General features: G+C 38.2%; 12 protein-coding genes and 1 pseudogene. 4 read left to right on the forward strand and 9 right to left on the reverse strand.

The window, feature by feature from the left end:
• A pseudogene (locus AACV01_RS03335) lies at positions 1–550 on the forward strand (hypothetical protein); the annotation flags it as partial.
• Between the two features lie 101 nt (positions 551–651).
• Here the strand turns inward: AACV01_RS03335 and brnQ are convergent.
• The 3 genes from brnQ to phoB form a co-directional block, all read right to left on the reverse strand.
• Positions 652–1,989, reverse strand: a complete 1,338-nt coding sequence (gene brnQ, locus AACV01_RS03340; protein ID WP_012367452.1) for a branched-chain amino acid transport system II carrier protein — start codon at positions 1,987–1,989, stop codon at positions 652–654.
• Between the two features lie 497 nt (positions 1,990–2,486).
• The gene (gene phoR / locus AACV01_RS03345; protein WP_004245160.1) at positions 2,487–3,779 is read right to left on the reverse strand and encodes a phosphate regulon sensor histidine kinase PhoR; all 1,293 of its coding nucleotides are present in this window, start codon (positions 3,777–3,779) and stop codon (positions 2,487–2,489) included.
• Positions 3,780–3,802: 23 nt separating this feature from the next.
• Complete coding sequence (gene phoB / locus AACV01_RS03350; protein ID WP_004249004.1) at positions 3,803–4,492, reverse strand: phosphate regulon transcriptional regulator PhoB; 690 nt, start codon at positions 4,490–4,492, stop codon at positions 3,803–3,805.
• A gap of 221 nt (positions 4,493–4,713) precedes the next feature.
• On the opposite strand from phoB, the gene sbcD reads away from it, so the two are divergent.
• From sbcD to AACV01_RS03365, 3 genes are all read left to right on the forward strand, one after another.
• Positions 4,714–5,946 (forward strand): exonuclease subunit SbcD, encoded by a 1,233-nt coding sequence (sbcD, locus tag AACV01_RS03355; RefSeq protein WP_161682429.1) that lies wholly within the window; start codon positions 4,714–4,716, stop codon positions 5,944–5,946.
• Positions 5,943–9,668, forward strand: a complete 3,726-nt coding sequence (locus tag AACV01_RS03360) for an SbcC/MukB-like Walker B domain-containing protein (protein ID WP_161682431.1) — start codon at positions 5,943–5,945, stop codon at positions 9,666–9,668. Before sbcD ends, AACV01_RS03360 begins: the two co-directional genes overlap by 4 nt.
• A gap of 129 nt (positions 9,669–9,797) precedes the next feature.
• Positions 9,798–10,397 carry a nitroreductase family protein gene (locus AACV01_RS03365; protein WP_004245165.1) on the forward strand — a complete coding sequence of 200 codons (600 nt, stop codon included), beginning with the start codon at positions 9,798–9,800 and terminating at the stop codon, positions 10,395–10,397.
• A gap of 121 nt (positions 10,398–10,518) precedes the next feature.
• On the opposite strand, the gene AACV01_RS03370 is transcribed toward AACV01_RS03365, so the two are convergent.
• The 6 genes from AACV01_RS03370 to AACV01_RS03395 form a co-directional block, all read right to left on the reverse strand.
• A complete protein-coding gene (locus AACV01_RS03370) occupies positions 10,519–10,845 on the reverse strand; it encodes a type II toxin-antitoxin system RelE/ParE family toxin (RefSeq protein WP_004245166.1) in 327 nt (108 codons plus the stop codon).
• Positions 10,820–11,050, reverse strand: a complete 231-nt coding sequence (locus AACV01_RS03375) for a ParD-like family protein (RefSeq protein WP_004245167.1) — start codon at positions 11,048–11,050, stop codon at positions 10,820–10,822. Before AACV01_RS03375 ends, AACV01_RS03370 begins: the two co-directional genes overlap by 26 nt.
• A 292-nt stretch (positions 11,051–11,342) precedes the next feature.
• Positions 11,343–12,965, reverse strand: a complete 1,623-nt coding sequence (locus AACV01_RS03380) for a bifunctional metallophosphatase/5'-nucleotidase (RefSeq protein WP_161682433.1) — start codon at positions 12,963–12,965, stop codon at positions 11,343–11,345.
• Between the two features lie 18 nt (positions 12,966–12,983).
• Positions 12,984–13,760, reverse strand: coding sequence for a ribonuclease T2 family protein (locus AACV01_RS03385; protein ID WP_004245169.1), 777 nt, complete (start codon positions 13,758–13,760; stop codon positions 12,984–12,986).
• Between the two features lie 82 nt (positions 13,761–13,842).
• On the reverse strand, positions 13,843–15,798 hold the full coding sequence (locus AACV01_RS03390) for a bifunctional 2',3'-cyclic-nucleotide 2'-phosphodiesterase/3'-nucleotidase (protein WP_004248998.1): 1,956 nt from the start codon (positions 15,796–15,798) through the stop codon (positions 13,843–13,845).
• A gap of 86 nt (positions 15,799–15,884) precedes the next feature.
• Positions 15,885–17,075, reverse strand: coding sequence for a porin (locus AACV01_RS03395; protein ID WP_223231988.1), 1,191 nt, complete (start codon positions 17,073–17,075; stop codon positions 15,885–15,887).
• Positions 17,076–18,198: the final 1,123 nt, after the last annotated feature.

An 18,198-nucleotide genomic window follows, 5' to 3' on the forward strand; every position in this document is an offset into this window, starting at 1 on the left:
TAGCTGGTGGGAGTATATAAAAGCGTATAACTCCGGTGAATTTTTTATTGATAGCCAATATGATAAATACCTCGTCATCGGCTGGCTAATTTTTTTCCCCGGTTTTTTATGGCTATTTGGCTATCTCTCTTTCTTTACACCTCCTGTGTACCTTATTGCGGATAGGCAAAGAGGAATACTGTATAGCTATGGCATGGGAAAAGTGCGTTTAACCCGCTATAAAGAGGCGCAATTTGGTTATGCGGGCAATATGTTGGCAATTAAACTATATGGCATTAATGAAAAAACAGGCCAATTAAAAACGATCCTCTATCGCCCCAATGTGTCCCACTACTCCAGTTTCCTAACCAGTACTGACAGTGAAAACCACCGTTTTATCACTTTCCTTAATGCCTATATGCAACAAGGTCGAGATGCCGTTTCATCTGCTGATTACCAAGCCCGTAAGCCCTTTTTATCTTTTGGTAAAAACCCACTTCCTGCTGATTTTGAGCAACAGGTCAAACAGATTCTGGCAAAGCTTGATCAGGAGAAAGAACATCATGCGTAGTTTGGTGAATGGCAGATAAATTATTAAAGAGGTCTATTGAATACATAAAATTAAGCGGGATAAAAATTCTTTCCCGCTTTTTGTTATTTATTTAAAATTAATTATTTGTTTATCCCAGAGTGGATCACTTTTTTATGTTGTGAGCCAGCTACTTTATCGTAAATAGCGCATATAACAATAGTCACTAATACAGGAATTAACCACGCTAATCCTTGCTCACTTAATGGTAATTTAGCCGCCCAATCCGGTAATAAATGTTTTAAATGATCGGATGCTTTAATGGCATCAAAAATGCCAAAAAATAAGCTTATTGCCATTGCAGGGGCAATAATACGGCTTGGATTATGCCAAAAACGTAAAGTGAAACTCATCAGAATAATCACAATACAAGGAGGATAAATCATCACCAGAACAGGAATGGAGAACGCAATCAGTTTACTTAAACCAAGATTAGAGACTACCGCGGAAAATACAGCCAAAATCAATACTAATGTACGATAAGAAATAGGCAAATAGCGGCTAAAAAACTCCGCACAAGCACAAGTTAAACCTACCGCTGTCACCATACAAGCTAAGAAAATAAGCAGAGCTAAAAAGAAACTACCAAAATTACCGAAAGTATGTTGCACATAAGCATGTAAAATATCTGCGCCATCTTTTGCTTCTGGAATAATGCTGCCGCTAGCAGAACCAAGCTTAAATAAACTAAGATAAATCGCCGTTAATAACACACCCGCGATAATTCCCGCCCACATAGTATAACGTGTTAATAAAGACGAATTATCAATCCCTCTTGAGCGGGCCGCATTGACAATAACAATACCAAAGACCATCGCGCCTAACGTATCCATGGTAAGATAGCCATTAATAAAACCTTGGGTAAATGCCATATCTTGATATGCTTGTGTAGCGGGGATCGGCGTTCCTGCTGGCCAAAATAGCGCAGCTAAACCTAATACAGCTAAGGCTAAAATTTTAATCGGTGCCAGAATGTGACCAACACTATCAAGTAATTTTCCCGGATACAGTGAAATACCGATAACAATTAAAAAGTAAATAACACTATAAATAAGTAAGGCAATATCACTATCACCCACTAAAGGGGCAATGCCAACTTTAAAAGAGACCGTTGCGGTTCGAGGGGTGGCAAATAAAGGGCCGACAGCAAGATAAGCGACTATTGCTAATAAAAGTCCCATAGATTTACCAATGGGGGTGCTTAATGCTTCAATTCCCCCTCCCACTTTCGCTAATGCCACCACTGTTAGCACAGGTAAGCCAACTCCGGTTAGCAAAAAACCAATGGCCGCAGTCCAAACAAACTCCCCTGATTGCAACCCCACCATCGGGGGAAAAATAATATTCCCTGCTCCAACAAATAGAGCAAAAGTCATAAAACCTAATGCCAGAATGTCTCTGGAAGTTAATCGATGTGCCATAAGATTTGTTAATATATCGTTATTAGATGGTTAATTTACATTTACTATATAAAGTAAATACAACAAAAATATCAGCAGTATCTATTTTGCTTCATGATGGGTTATTCAGAATAATATTTAAGAATAATCATTTTACACAGAGCAATTACATATTAAATAGAAAAAAGCGCCGATAACTGCTCACAAGTAAAACTTTTATAATGAAAAAAGGCAATAGCTGATCTAAAAAGCAGAATAATCATCTAAAGTATTTTTTCAGGCCAGTGATAACTGTTATATATCGCCAATTATCCCCGATATGATTTGTATATTTTTCACTCACCAAACGGCAATCTAGCCATCAATTAAAGTTCCCATTAATTAATAATATTAAAATTTAACGCTACGATATTAGATTTTATTGATATTGATTTGATGGGTATATGACAAAAATACCTTTATCACCTCTTTTAAAAATAGGTGATAAAGGTACTAATAAAATAAGGATAAAAACGAAATTATTTTTTTTCTGTTAACAATGTTTGCGGCATGATAAAAGAAAAAGTGCTTCCTACACCGACTTTACTTTCAATATTCAGTATTGAGTGATGATGTTGTAAGGACTTTTTGACAATCGCCAATCCAAGCCCTGTACCACCGGTGTGGCGGGAGCGCGCTTTATCTACACGATAAAAACGTTCGGTTAAGCGCGTTAAATGTTCAGCACTGATACCCGGCCCATTATCTGACACACTAAACAACATACCTTGTGGTACTTTTTTCCAACTCACGCGAATAGTCGTACCCTCAGGGGTATGATTTATGGCGTTATAGACAAGGTTAGATACGGCACTACGCAATTGCTCTTCATTACCACGAACAGCCCATTTATGGTCAATATCAAAGATGATATTTTGTTGTTCTTGGCTTAATGAGTGCGCGTCATGCTCAAGCACGCTTAATAGCGCAGGCATATCGACAACCGTGTTCAAATCAATATGAGGCGCAGATTCAATACGTGAAAGCTGTAACAGTTGTTGTACTAATAAGTCCATACGCTTTGCTTGCTCTTGCATGGTCTTAATCACTTTATGTTCAGCTGGGTTTTCTGCGGTATTCTCTTCCATCATCTCAAGATAGCCTTGAATAACCGTTAAAGGTGTTCTTAATTCATGGCTCACATTAGCAAAAAAATCACGTCGCGAATTTTCTAACTTATTCTTCTCGGTCACATCGCGAGCAACCATTAAACGTTGATCATCCGCATAAGGCATTACCCGAAATTCAACAATAGCACCATTATTTAATGCAATAGTTAAAGGGCGGCTAAAATCGGCGACGGTGAAATAATGTAAAAAATCGGGATAGCGCAATAAATTAAAAATATTTTGTCCATTATCATCAGGCCAACGAAAGCCTAGAAGATGCTGAGCAAGACTATTACACCAAAAGATATTTCCTTCATTAGTGATCATCACAACGGCATCAGGTAGGCTTTCCGCCCCACTACGAAAACGCTTAATTAAATCACCTAATTCTCGACGGCGTTTACGGTTACGTTGCTGTGTTTGTCGTATACCATAAAAAATAGGCTCCCAGCCCCCTTTCCCTTCTGGAGGTAATACCGATCTATCGAGCCATAACCATTTAGATAATTTCATTAAATTATAGGCGTGCCATATCAAGGCACTCAGTAATGAGACCACGAGCAACCAAGGAAGGTGGCCAATAAATAGTGATAATACAAAGGCAGGTAAACAAAATAGAAATAGCCCCCACACGAGGGCTTTCCATGAGAGTCGTTCTAACACCAGTTAATTACTCCCTTATCAACTCAAAATCGAGCAGAGAAACGATATCCCGTTCCTCGTACCGTTTGTATCATTCGGTCATGGCCATCTTGCTCTATAGCTTTACGCAATCGACGAATATGTACATCGACAGTACGATCTTCGACATAAACATTGGTGCCCCAAACATAGTTTAGCAACTGCTCTCGGCTATATACACGTTCGGGATGGGTCATAAAAAAGTGGAGAAGTTTAAATTCGGTAGGCCCCATATCAATGGGTTTATCTTGACTGGTAACTCGATGTGAAACAGGATCAAGACTTAATCCATTAAATTCAATCACATCTTCTGCCGACATCGGTGACAATCGTCGTAAAATAGCCTTTACCCGAGCCACCAGCTCTTTAGGCGAAAAAGGTTTAATCACATAGTCATCTGCGCCTGTTTCGAGACCTTTGACTTTATCTTCTTCTTCCCCTTTTGCTGTTAGCATAATAATAGGAATATCACGGGTATTATTTTCACGCTTCATCTGTTTAATCACTTGGATACCCGAGCCTCCGGGGATCATCCAATCTAATAAAACCAGATCAGGGTAAGGGTCAATCAGAAAACTCAATGCAGTATCATAGTCCTCAGCTTCAATAGGCTGAAAACCATTTTGCTCTAATACAAAACAGATCATCTCTCGAATTGCGGTTTCATCTTCAACAACAAGAATACGCCTTGCCATACTCTATCCTGTGTTATTTATATAGAGGGTCATAATGATTATGAGGCACTTTTATGACAGATTTATGACTGACTATGACAATACTGGAATACAGTGTCATTGTTAAGGTAAATAAGGCTAAAATTGGTGCAATTTCACTCAAAATACGTAGCTCATAGGTGGATTTTCACTAAAAAAGTAAGGTGCGCTATACTGACGGCAGTTAACATTAAGGGATAGCAATGCGGATTATTCACACCTCAGATTGGCATTTAGGACAATATTTTTTTACAAAAACTCGCGCCCAAGAGCACCAACAATTTCTCGATTGGCTATTAGCGCAAATCCGTGAACAACAAGTTGATGCAGTTATTGTTGCAGGGGATATCTTTGATACTGGCTCCCCCCCCAGTTATGCCCGAGAGCTTTATAATCGATTTGTCGTCGCAATAAGAGATACTCAGTGCCAACTGATTATTTTAGGGGGTAATCATGATTCTGTGGCAACGCTAAATGAATCTAAATCACTGTTAGCGTGTTTAAATACCACCGTCATTGCTAATGTTCACACTGAAACCCCACAAGCCCCTATTATTCTTTATCAAAAAAATCACACACCTGGAGCATTACTTTGTGCAATCCCCTATTTACGCCCTAGAGATATGATAAATAGCAAAAGTGGGCAATCGGGAGCAGACAAACAGGGCGCTTTAAAAGAAGCGATCGCAGATTATTATCAACGCCAATATCAAGCCGCGCTCGACTTACGAAAACAACTCAATGTTAACATCCCTATCATTGCCACAGGGCATCTGACAACGATTGGCGCCAGTGTTAGCGATTCGGTACGTGAAATTTATATCGGCACATTAGAAGCCTTTAACGCAACCCTATTTCCTCCATTTGACTATATCGCCCTTGGTCATATTCATCGTCCACAGCGCGTCAATAAATCGGGTCATATTCGCTACAGTGGTTCACCTATTCCATTAAGTTTTGATGAAAGTGCACAACAGAAAAGTGTTTGTCTTATCGATTTTGAGCAAGATAAATTAGCGGAAATGACACTATTACCCATCCCTGAGTTTCAGCTATTACGCACTCTTTCAGGCTCGTTACAAGAAATTGCCACACAACTCGAAAAGTTAGCAACACAATATAATGAAATGGATACCACGATTTGGCTAGATATTGAAGTTTCAACTCAAGATTATCTCAGTGATATTCAAAACCGTATTCAAGAGCTAACTCAATCGCCACTCTTTGAAGTGATCGTATTAAGAAGAGCGAGAAAACAACGTCAAGCACTGATGCAAAATGAGAAAGAAACCCTAACTGAACTGACTGTATATGATGTATTTGAAAGGCGCTTAGCTCAACACCAGTTTGAAACCGAGGAAGACAAAATACGGTTAACCACACTCTTTAAGCAAGCGGTTGAAATGGCAGAGCAAGAGGATAACAACGCACGATGAAAATCTTAAGTCTGCGCTTTAAAAACATTAACTCACTCAAAGGCGAATGGAAAATTAACTTTGATCAAGAGCCTTTTGTTAGCAATGGACTATTTGCCATTACAGGCCCGACAGGTGCGGGTAAAACCACGCTCTTAGATGCAATTAGTTTAGCCTTATATCACAGAACGCCACGCTTAGATAAAGTAACCCAATCTCAAAATGAATTAATGACTCGTCACACTGCAGAATGTTTAGCTGAAGTGGAATTTGAAGTTAAAGGGGTTGCCTATCGGGCATTTTGGGAACAACGTCGTGCTAATTATAAAGAAGAGGGAAACTTACAAGCCCCACAGGCTGAGTTAGCAAAAATTAATCGTTTAGGCGGTGAAGATAAAGTTTTAGCCAATAAAATTAGCCAAGTAAAAGAAAAAATAATCTCGATCACCGGATTAGATTTCGATCGCTTCACTAAATCCATGTTGTTATCACAAGGGCAATTTGCTGCATTTCTCAACGCTGATGACAAATCTCGTGCAGAGCTACTTGAAGAGCTTACTGGTACAGATATCTATCGCCATATTTCACAAACAATTTTTAAACATTGGCGCGAAGAAGAGCAGGCTTTAAACACGCTAAAACAACAAGCTCAAATGATGGCATTATTGGATGCAACAACACGCCAAGAGCTATTAACACAACAAGCCAATATTCAAGCACAAGTAACAAGGTTACAAAAAGAGCAACAGGAATACCAAGTTGCTAAGCAATGGCAAGAAAAAGCGCTAGAAATTCAGCAGCAACAACAATCAGCCCAAGCGGGACTCTATGAGGCTCAACAGGCATTAATTATTGCTCAACCCGATATTCAACGCTTAGAAAAAAATGAGCCAGCAGAAAAAATTCGCCCTCTTTATGATGAAAAAAATCGTCGTCTTACAGAGCAAAACTATTTAGCAACACAGTTAACAAGCTTAAAAACAGAAAAACAGGCTATTGAACAACAAAGCCTACCTATCAATAAAAAATTGGCAGATTTTCATGAACAATTAAAAACGCATCATGAGAAAAAACAGCACACTTTACAGTTAATTCGTGAGAAGGTACTGCCTTTAGATAATCAATTGGTGCTGTTACAACAAGAAATTAGTACTAATAACCAACACAAGCATAAATTAGAAAAAATATGCGCTGAATATCTGCAACATTCTCAGTTAGCCGAGAAAAAATTAATCACCACACAACAACAAGTTAATCAATTAAATAACGACTTAACACAACACGCCTATCATGCACAACTTGCGGAAAATCTACCCTTATGGCAACACTATTTTCAGCAATATAATGAAATATCAAACCAATATCTTGCCAACAAAAAACGAGAAACAGCAGAGCAGGAAAAAGTCATAAGTTTGGAAAAAGCATTACAACAAGCTACCCAAACATTAGCCACCCAACAAGAGCAACTTAATTTACAGCAACAGCAACTACAATCTTATCAAACACAATTGGAAGCGCGTCAAAAAGCAGACAAACCCGATGAAATAAAACCGCGATTACAACAAATTAATCTGCAAAAAAATGCATTGGCAAAAATTATAAATTTACACACTCAATTACAACGTAATGGCAAAGAGCAGCAACATTATCAAACTACATTGAGTGAAAATCAGCAAAAAATAGCGACTCTAACCCAAACGATTGCAGAAAATGATCTGGCACTAAAAGAGAAAGCACAACATCTTAAAGATTTAAATGACAACTATCTTTTGCTACAAAAAGTCGCCGAATATGAGCAAGAGCGTGCACGTTTACTGAAAGATAAACCTTGCCCTCTATGTGGCTCAACACAGCATCCTTATGTAGAAACCTATCATGACATCAAACCAGATGAGACAAAGCTACGTTTAGAAGCATTACAACAGCAGGTGCATTCACTCACCATCACCTTAGCCGAACAGCGAACCCAACGGGTAAACTATGGCTCACAAAATAGCACCTTGAGTGACAATATCGCTCAGTTAACCCAAGAGAATAGCGTACTGACCCAACAGTGGCAGACGTTAGCACAAGCACACCATTTACCGTTAGTTGATGATGCAGATAACTTACTGACATTAGAACAATCATTAAATCAGCAAGAGCTTATTCTCACAGAAAAACTTGACAGTTATCAGCAATTAGAAGCCCAAACACATCAAAAGAATACGCATTTTCTCAATGCAAAAGAGCAATTTAATCAACAACAACAATCGGTTAAGCAACAGCAAAATGATTTAGATTATTTGCAAAAAACAATCAAAACCTATCAGCAACAAAGCGAGCACTTGCACCAACAGCAACAACAATTAGCACAACATATTCAGTCAGCGATTGAAAAACAAGGCTATACACTCCCTGAATTTGAGCAGTTCACGCCATGGTTGGCGGCTCGTCAACAAGAGCACCAGCAATATCAAAGTCAGTTAAAAGAGCTTCAGCTATTACAACAAAGCCTACGTGAACAGCAAGTGACGCAAAATGAAAAAAAACGTTATTTAGCAGAAAAACAGGCTGAACTTGAAGCACTATTGGCAAAATTAAGCCAACAACAGCACCAACAAACACAATGGCAGGATCAACGACAAGCCTTATTTGGTTCACAATCTGTAGAGCAGGTACGCAGTGAACTTGATAAACATAGCCAATTTTTACAAACCCAGATTGAGCAATATACTCAAGAAAAAAACCAACTAGAAAACCGACTTAATCAATTAATTGGCCAATATCAAGAGAATGAAAAAGCCCTACAACGAGCAATAACACAAGCACAACAAGCCACTGAACACTATCAACACGCGTTAAAAGAGAGTCTTTTTGCCGATGAAAATGACTTTTTAGCCTCTCTATTATCGGTAGAGGAAAGAACACGTCTGCAAGAGCAGCAAAAACAGCGACTTGATAAACTTTTACAAGAAAAAACGCGCCTTGAGACTCAAGAAAAAGCCTATCAACAACATTTATTACAACAACCATTACTCTCAACACAATGTACTGCTGAGCAATGTAATATCCATTTAGACGACTTAGCAAAGCAACACAAAGCGTTGCAAGAAACACTATTTAGTCTGCAAATACAATTACGCCAAGATGATGAAAAACGGATAGAGCAACAAACACTATTAGCGCAAATAGCCAAGCAGCAAGCGCATTATGATGATTGGAGCTATTTAAATGAGTTAGTTGGCTCTGCATCTGGTGATAAATTTAGTCGCTTTGCCCAAGGGTTAACCCTCGACCATCTTATCTATCTGGCTAATCGTCGCTTAGAAAAACTACATGGTCGTTACTTTTTACAACGCAAAACGACAGGTAGCCTTGAATTACAGATTGCCGATACATGGCAAGCAGATGCTCTACGCGATACACGTACACTTTCTGGTGGAGAAAGTTTTTTAGTCAGCTTATCCCTTGCCTTAGCGTTATCTGATTTAGTCAGTAATAAGACGCAAATTGAGTCACTTTTTTTAGATGAAGGCTTTGGCACTCTCGATCCTGATACACTAGATATTGCTTTAGATGCCTTAGATAGCCTTAATGCTTCTGGCAAAATTATTGGTGTGATCAGTCATGTTGAAGCGATGAAAGAGCGTATTCCGGTACAAATAAAAGTGAAAAAAGCGGGGGGTTTAGGAATAAGTCAGCTAGCACCTGAGTTTAGATATGGTAATAAGAGCAATGAAAATCAATCAGTTAAAGACTAGCTCTAATAATTTGATGTAAGTGGTTAAAATTTTTAGATATCAATAAATCACCCACAGCGTCTATAGTATGTGCATAGATTAGCTCAGGCTAAACAGCTTTAAACGCTTATATTTATCAAGGAGATAAGCATGTCTAACGCATTCACAGAATTAATGAAAAAACGTAGAACAATTTATCATTTAGGTAATCAACTGCCTATTAGCGAAGACAGAGTTGCTACGATCATCAAAGAAGCGGTTAAAGAAAGCCCTAGCGCATTTAACTCACAAACTTCTCGTGTTGTCGTTTTATTTGGTGAACAACATCAGAAACTATGGAATATCGTTAAAGATACTCTGAAAAAATTAGTCCCTGCGGATGCATTTAGCGCAACAGAAGCCAAAATTAATAGCTTTGCTGCCGGTGCAGGTTCCATCCTTTATTTTGAAGATACTGATATCGTTAAAGGGCTTCAAGAGCAGTTCCCACTGTATGCTGAAAACTTTCCTGTTTGGTCAGAGCAAGCCAGTGGTATGGCTCAGCTTTCTGTCTGGACTGCCCTTGCGGCTGAAAATGTAGGGGCATCACTGCAACACTACAATCCAATTATTGATGATGAAGTTCACGCAACTTGGGATATTCCTCGCCATTGGAAATTAAGAGCACAAATGGTCTTTGGCTCTATCGAACAAGAAGCAAGTGAGAAAAATTATATTGAAGATGACGCTCGTTTTAAAATCTTCAAATAATAGACTTTAATATAGACATCTGATCCAAATACCCTCTTTTTATTTTCATTCCTTGCCCACAGCCTCTGTGGGCTTTTTTTTGCCCACGACAAATAATAAAGGGAGCATTAGCCCCCTTCTTTTATGACTTGATCAGTTTAATATCATGCTTTCGCTGCTTTTTCTGAGCTTCATAAAAATTTTCATGAGAGCCTATATGTAATAAATACAGTTCCAGCTTATTGGCAACCCATGAGTAACCTAGTAGTACGGTTAAATCATTAAGTCTAAACTTATGTACTCTAAGATGAGCAAGATCGCCTTTTTTTTGCTCTCCAATTAATGGATTATCGATTATTTGATCAATTTCATCTTCAATGATCTTCACATCAGATCCCGGCAATTTTTTCATTGCCTTTTCAAAACGAGCTGACTGGTAAACATCAATCTCTTTTTGTGGTTCGGACATATCGAGAAACCTTTTTGTTTTCGACTTCCGCCTGTGCCAGTAACAATTCTTCGATAAAGCTATATGGCAGATCGGGATTATCTTCAGCTATACGGCCTATTTTTGCCCAGTGTTCTATTTGTTTAGGAACACTTCTGCTTTTCGCTTCCGCATGAATTTTAGCATCAGACACAAAGTCTTCATCTAATCTTACGGAAATAGCCATTACTTATACTCCAAGCCTCACAGCAGTTATAACTTTAGAACTTTATAATAACGACAAAACGCAATCTTTTGTCGCATAACAAAACAATACACCACAAATTATTCCTTGTAAAGACATTGACTCTTATGTTTATTCCTCCACATTTGGAACAAAAAAACATAAAAAAAAAGAGCAAAGTGCGTAATGAATACAAAGGTAGGGATGGACCCTTTGTGTTCAACACTTTGCTCTCTTTATTTAGTTACGCACCTCTTATAAGAGGTGCTATTTTCACAAGGCGTATGAAAATATGTTATTTACGAGTAATGTTGTTCGCTTTTGGTTGAGCAATAGGTGACTGCTCAGCAAAGTATTTCACTACTGCATCAACATCTGGCACGCTGTAAACCGGATCTTTACCTTCTTTCAGTACAGAGAAGTTACTACCACCTGTTGCTAAGTATTCATTTGCAACTACACGGTAATTCGCTTTCATATCCACAGGCTTACCATCAATACGCATTGATTCAACAATCACACGTTGTCCAACAGGTGCTTTGCTGTCCCATGTATATTGGAAATTACCCGATACCGCTAATACTTGTGGACGTGAACGATCCCACTGTTGCTCTAATAAGCGTTTGATCTGCTCACCCGTTAATGTTTGTGTTAACAGTACATTAGAGAATGGTTGTACGGTATAAATAGCGTTATAAGAAACATCACCACCCGTCATATCAGCACGAATACCACCACTGTTCATTAAGGCGATTTGTGCGCCACCCATATCTTTTGGTTTTGCCGTATATAAATGGGCATCAGCAATAACTTGACCTAGACCCGATTCGCCTGCATCGTTAGTTTGCTTGGTTAAGTTACCTTCTAGTTTACCAATAATACGGTTCGCTAATGGTGTAGCAATTTTCTCGTAAGCTTCTAACAGTTTAGTGACAGCAGGATCTTTTTCATATTTGCGGTTATCAACCCAAATATTACGCGCTTCTACATCAACAACATCTTTCGTTGTTTTATCTAATTTCAGGTCGATACGCGTTAACATTGCGCCATTAGATTGTGCAGAAGTCACTGATCTACCGTTAATAGTACAGTTATAAGCTTGGTGAGTATGACCCGTTACAACAAAGTCAACCGCTGGATCTAATTGTTCAACCACACCAAGTACTTTACCTGTAATACCATTACATGCGTTGATATTTACTGGACCACCATCACGGCGCTGTGCAGCACCTTCGTGGATCAGAACACCAATCGCCTGTACACCTTGAGCTTGTAACTTAGGCACTAAAGCGTTGATTGTTTTTGCTTCATTGTGGAAGCTTAAACCTTCAGTTCCTTTTGGTGTCACGATAGCCGCAGTACCTTCTAAAGTTAAACCAATAAAGGCAACCGGAATACCATTGAACTCTTTAATCACATATTCAGGGAATAACGTTTTACCTGTTTCGTTAACAGTCACGTTAGCCGCTAAATATTGGAAATCAGCACCTTTAAATTCAGTAGGACCTTGACAACCTGTAACTGGATGGCAACCACCGTTTTGCTTACGCAGTAACTCACCCATACCTTTATCAAATTCGTGGTTACCCACTGAAGTTGCTTCTAAACCTGCTAATGACAGCGCTTCAATAGTTGGCTCATCATGGAACATTGAAGATAACAGTGGGCTAGCACCAACCATATCACCGGCAGCTACCACAATATTATTTGGGTTATCTTTTTTCAGCTCTTTGACCAGCGTAGCCATATGCTCAATACCACCAGGCTTGTTTGGACCTGGTGCTTTTAATGCACCATGGAAGTCATTGAGTGCAATCACACGGACATCAATGACGTTCGCTTCGTCATAATTTTTAGCACAACCTGCTAATAAGACGGAGCTTACTGCAAGGGCTACGAGTTTATATTTATGGTTCATTTAAGTTTTATCCCTAGATCAATATTCACGTTTCGGACAATCAATCACTTCGAAATCTTTGCTATAACAAATATAGAATTCATCTCGATTAATTTGAATTTCTTTATCCTTCAATGATGGATTATTTTCTTTTAAGAACTTAATCAATTCACTATTTGAAGGGCGGCCTTCTGGTAACACTAATGCGTCAAATAACGCTTGTTGCTGACCAAAGAATGCTTCTGGCGTATCAAAGGCACAAACGCCATGTTTTTCCCATTCACCTTGCAATAAGTCAATACCCGGTGATGAACATAAGTAAGGTTTAATCGCTGAGTATTCTAATGGTGGTAAATCCCCTTTACATAAACGAGGATGCTTGCGTATGTCTTTCCAGTCACGGCATTCATCCCATGATTTACCATCGCAGGTTTCAGCCCATAGCCCATGAACAATCCAGCCAAATTTATTATCTGAGAAACACTGGATTTCAAATTTATCGAATTCGCGTTTAGCACGCTCTTTTTCGTTATCGTTATTTAAACGCTTAATATTATTTTTTTTATAATCACAAAAAGCCGGTGAGTAATTAATGGCTAATTTAAAGTAATCTGTTGATGCTTTACTATTTTGACCATAACGATCATTTGTCGCAATATAGTCATAATTGGCAGTAGGTGCATCAGGTAAAATACAAGATACGCCTTCAACTAATTTTGCTTGCGGTTTTAATGGTTGTTTAACTTCAGGTGCTTGTGTCACACAACCCGCTAAAATAACAGCTAAAATAGCAGGTAATAGCTTTATAAAGCGCATAAAATCCCCTTAAAGAGCAATAACTGCACTCTTTCACGCCAAAACATGAGAACGACCTGCCCGAATGGACAGGTCTATAAGATTATTTCTTCTCAGTTAGGTCGATTTTGTAAATTGCAAAACCGATATCGTCATTTTCCACAAAGGTCATTGGATACTGAGCAAAATCTTTAATAAAGTTAGCGGCTTTTTCACTTGGTGAAGTTTCAAAGCGAACATCTAATTGTTTATCTGTCTTAATCGGTAAGAAAGACCAATTATTCGCAGCTTTTGTTGCAACTTCGCCATTTTCTTTCGTTTGCTTAGCAATATAAGAAGCTAAGATTGCACGGTTTTCATCTGGTGATGCAAAGGCGATATTGCTTTCACCTGTACCCGCAAATTTACCACCGTATCCACGATAGTTATTGGTTGCAATTAAGAAAGTTGCTTTAGGATCGATAGGTTTGCCTTGGTAAGTGACATTTTTGATACGGTTTGCATCTTTATTGACAACTTGGCAATCAACGTCATATTTAGCAGGCTGAGTTAAATCAACTTTATACTCTACGCCACTGATAGTGTCGAAGTTATAAGTACGGAAACCATCCCAGTTGATTAAGTATTGTGGTTTGGTTGAGTTAGGATCAACTTGGTTCCACATACCCGCTGAACATTCTAACCACTCAACAACATCTGCACCGGTTGCTTTTACAACCACTAATGTATTTGGATACAGATATAAGTCTGCTGCGTTACGGAATGTTAAGTCACCCTTTTCTACTTCAACGAAGTCTGCAGGTGCATTTTTACGTCCGCCGGCTTTAAATGGTGCTGCTGCACCTAATACTGGCAGGCCGTCTAAGTTCGGATCACCTTGAATAAAGTGTTTAGTATAATCAACTTGTGCATCGTTAACGATTTGTACCGTTGGATCACTTTGTACTAAAGCTAAGAAGCTATACATATTAGCTGACGCTTTACCAATATGTTTTCCGACGAAATCACGAGTACCTTGGTGTGCTTTTTCAATGATTTGCGCTAACTCGGCATCACGTTCAACTAATGCTTTTTTGTTTGCTTTATCAAAGATAGGACGCGCTTCACCTGTTGCTTGGGTCATTACCCATTTGCCGCTGTCGTTATTGATAACCATATCGACAACACCTAAGTGATCACCCCATTGGCCTGGCATTACTGCTGGAACACCATTTACAGTGCCTTTAGCAACATCAACACCTTTAATGCCTTCAAATTCTTTACTTGGGAATACGCCGTGAGCATGACCAAACATAATAGCGTTAATGCCATCAACTTCACTCAGATAATAGACTGAGTTTTCAGCCATAGCTTTATAAGGTTCAGAAGAGAAACCAGAGTGAGGGATAGCCACAATCAGATCCGCACCCTCTTTTTTCATTTGAGGAACGAATTTTTTCGCTGTTTCTGTAATATCATTGACAACGACTTTTCCATCCAGATTGGCTTTATCCCAGATTAAAATCTGTGGTGGTACAAAGCCGATATAACCAATCTTGATAGTGTGCTCTTTGCCATCACGATCTTTTACTGGTGTATCAACAATGATATAAGGTGTGAAATAGTTTTTGCCTGTTTTCGCATCCATGATATTGGCATTGATATATGGGAATTCAGCGCCCGCAATGGCTTTTTTCAGGTAATCTAAACCATAGTTAAATTCATGATTACCAAAGTTACCTACGGTATACCCCATGGTATTCATTAACTGGTGCGCTGGATGAGCTTCCCCTTTCTCTAAGCCTTTAGCTGCTTGATAGTCAGCCAGTGGACTACCTTGGATCAAGTCACCGTTATCCACTAAAATCGCATTGGTTGCTTCAGCTTTCGCGGCTTTAATTAAATTTGCCGTACGAACATAACCAAACTGTTCTGTTGGTTTGTCTTTGAAGTAGTCAAAGTCGATTAAGTTACTGTGAACATCCGAAGTCTCCATAATACGGAGATCGACTGTCGCAGCATTCACATTGAATGCGACCAACATTGCTAATGTTGAGATTTTCAACACATTCTTAACCATTACACACCCCTTATATATTGGTTAACAGGAGAGCACAGTTGCTCTCCTTTTATTACTTCTGTCAAACAATACTTGCTTTGATAAAACTAGAAGTACAGACGCATACCAGTTTCAAAGATATATTGTTTTTTATCTTCATAGGCTGGGTTTTCGCTACGAGCATCATCATATGCCATTTCAGCGAATAAACGTAAGTTGTTGTATTTAGATACCGCAAAACGTTTATCTACACCCACAGTATAGGTTTCTTTTTTGTAGTTGAAAGTGTTAGCATCGCCATCACGCAGGTAATAACCCGCATACATACCACTTTCGATACGATCCCAGTGCCATTTCACACCAACACCATATAAATTCGCTTTCCAATCGCCTTTAACTGAGTTCCATTTATAGTCTTTCTCAGTTGCACCTTCTCTTAAGGTTAAGCCAGTATTTTTACCGCGAGATTGACCATAGTCGATACCGATAGAGAATTCGCGACCAGGGAAGAAGTATTCAGCACCGAATGCTAAGATACTATTTTCTGGTTTTTTATTACCAACAACACTATCTGGGTATAGATTAGGCTCACCTACAGCTGCTGAGTAACCCGCATCAAACTCTAAACCGAAAGTTGATTTATAGAAACCAACGACAGAATAGGCATGACGGATATCACCGGTTCTGCGATCGCCATTTTTTCCATCACCATCATTATCTTTACCATCTTTACCCGTTAAAGTTGCCGCTAATTTAAAGCCTTCATAACGGTTTGTTTCAATAAAGATAGTTTGTGGTAAACGGGTCATAAAGTTGTTTTTACCAACCCCTTTACTTGAATAACCTACTGCACGGCCTAATACATCACTAAAGTAAAATACCCCTGTATTACCATAGCCGTAGCTTGATTTTTTCACCCAGTCAATTGGGATATAAGTACGACCAAATTGGATTTGTCCATAATCACGATGAGAAAAACCGACATAGCCTACGCGGTTGTACAGATCAAAGTTTGTTTTCTCATTATCACTGTTGGTTTTTTGAGTATCTGAACCCCACTCTAACTTACCAAACACTTTGATATCGTTAGTCAGTTCATGTGAACCAAAGAAACCGATACGGCTACCATCATCACGCATACGCATTTCATGATCTTTACTTGTCACTTGCGTTTTTAAACGGAACTGACCGTTAACATCAAAACGTGTACCTTTATCGTTGTACACATTTACTGCGTTTGCAGATCCCGACAGAACCAATAAACCTACCAGCGCTGCTAAAGGCTTTAAGCTTTTCATGATTAAAATACCCATCTATTTTCTATAGTTTTATGATTTTCTTTCTAAGGTTAAAAATAATACCGCCGTCTATGATTAACCCTGATTTCAGTTCAAAGAGCCGCCGCCACGGATCTCAAACAAGAAAATCGCTTTTACAACCGTTCATTTTTATAACTGCTATTATTACTCTACTTAATTTTCTTACAGGCTTTAATTTCCTTGACACAGAGATATTCACCAATAAGACACAAAAATAATGTCCTCATTACTATTTAAATAAGGGCATTGCTTTTATTTCTATCCACAAATCGAGTAGAGCATTGAATTTTCGCTGGCATGTTACTCAAAAAAAAGCCTAACTTTCGTGATATAGCCCACAATTACATCAAAGTATATTTTCATGGTTACATACCTAAGTGATGAGCTTCACAATTAAGCTTAAAGATACGTATTTTTTGAACTTAATCAACTTTTTCAAAATACCATTTTTTAATTTTTCTTTTATATTTCATTTTGTTACATAGCTAATGTTTTTGCTAATAAAAAAATTTACCTTGCTATTTAATATATTTAAAAGGACGTATTATTTTTAACCACTAAATAAATAACCCTAAAGATTTAAATATTATTATCTCAATTCTATAATTTTCTATTTTTATATTTACTTGTTATTTAAATAAGCTTAAAAATAAATTTAACTACAATTTAACTCGCAGTAATGAATGACCTACACACTTTATAAGGATAATTAACTAAAAATATCAACCAAGATAGGACAAGAGTAAGGTTTAATTACAATCTCTAATCAATGTTTGTTTATGAACGACGGATTCTATTAATCATAACTAAAGCTAAACTATAACCATAGTTAACATAAAAAGGCTATTTATGCGTTTTTGTCAATTTTCCGCAAAAAAATATTTATATTTGTGATTTAGATCACCATCGTTACCATGAAAAACAACCTGTTACTTTTTCTTAAAACTGTGATAAAAATCACATCCAATCGTCAAGATAAATTTTCTTTTGTAAATTAATGCAGAGATAAATCTGAAAGTGTTGCAAAGAAAGCGTTCAAAAATAGGATAAAAACCCAACTACGTGATAATTATCACATTACGACAATTCTTGAGATTTAGAT

Origin of the sequence: Proteus sp. G2609, assembly GCF_963896135.1 — a bacterium.
Classification (GTDB): Bacteria; Pseudomonadota; Gammaproteobacteria; order Enterobacterales; family Enterobacteriaceae; genus Proteus; species Proteus mirabilis.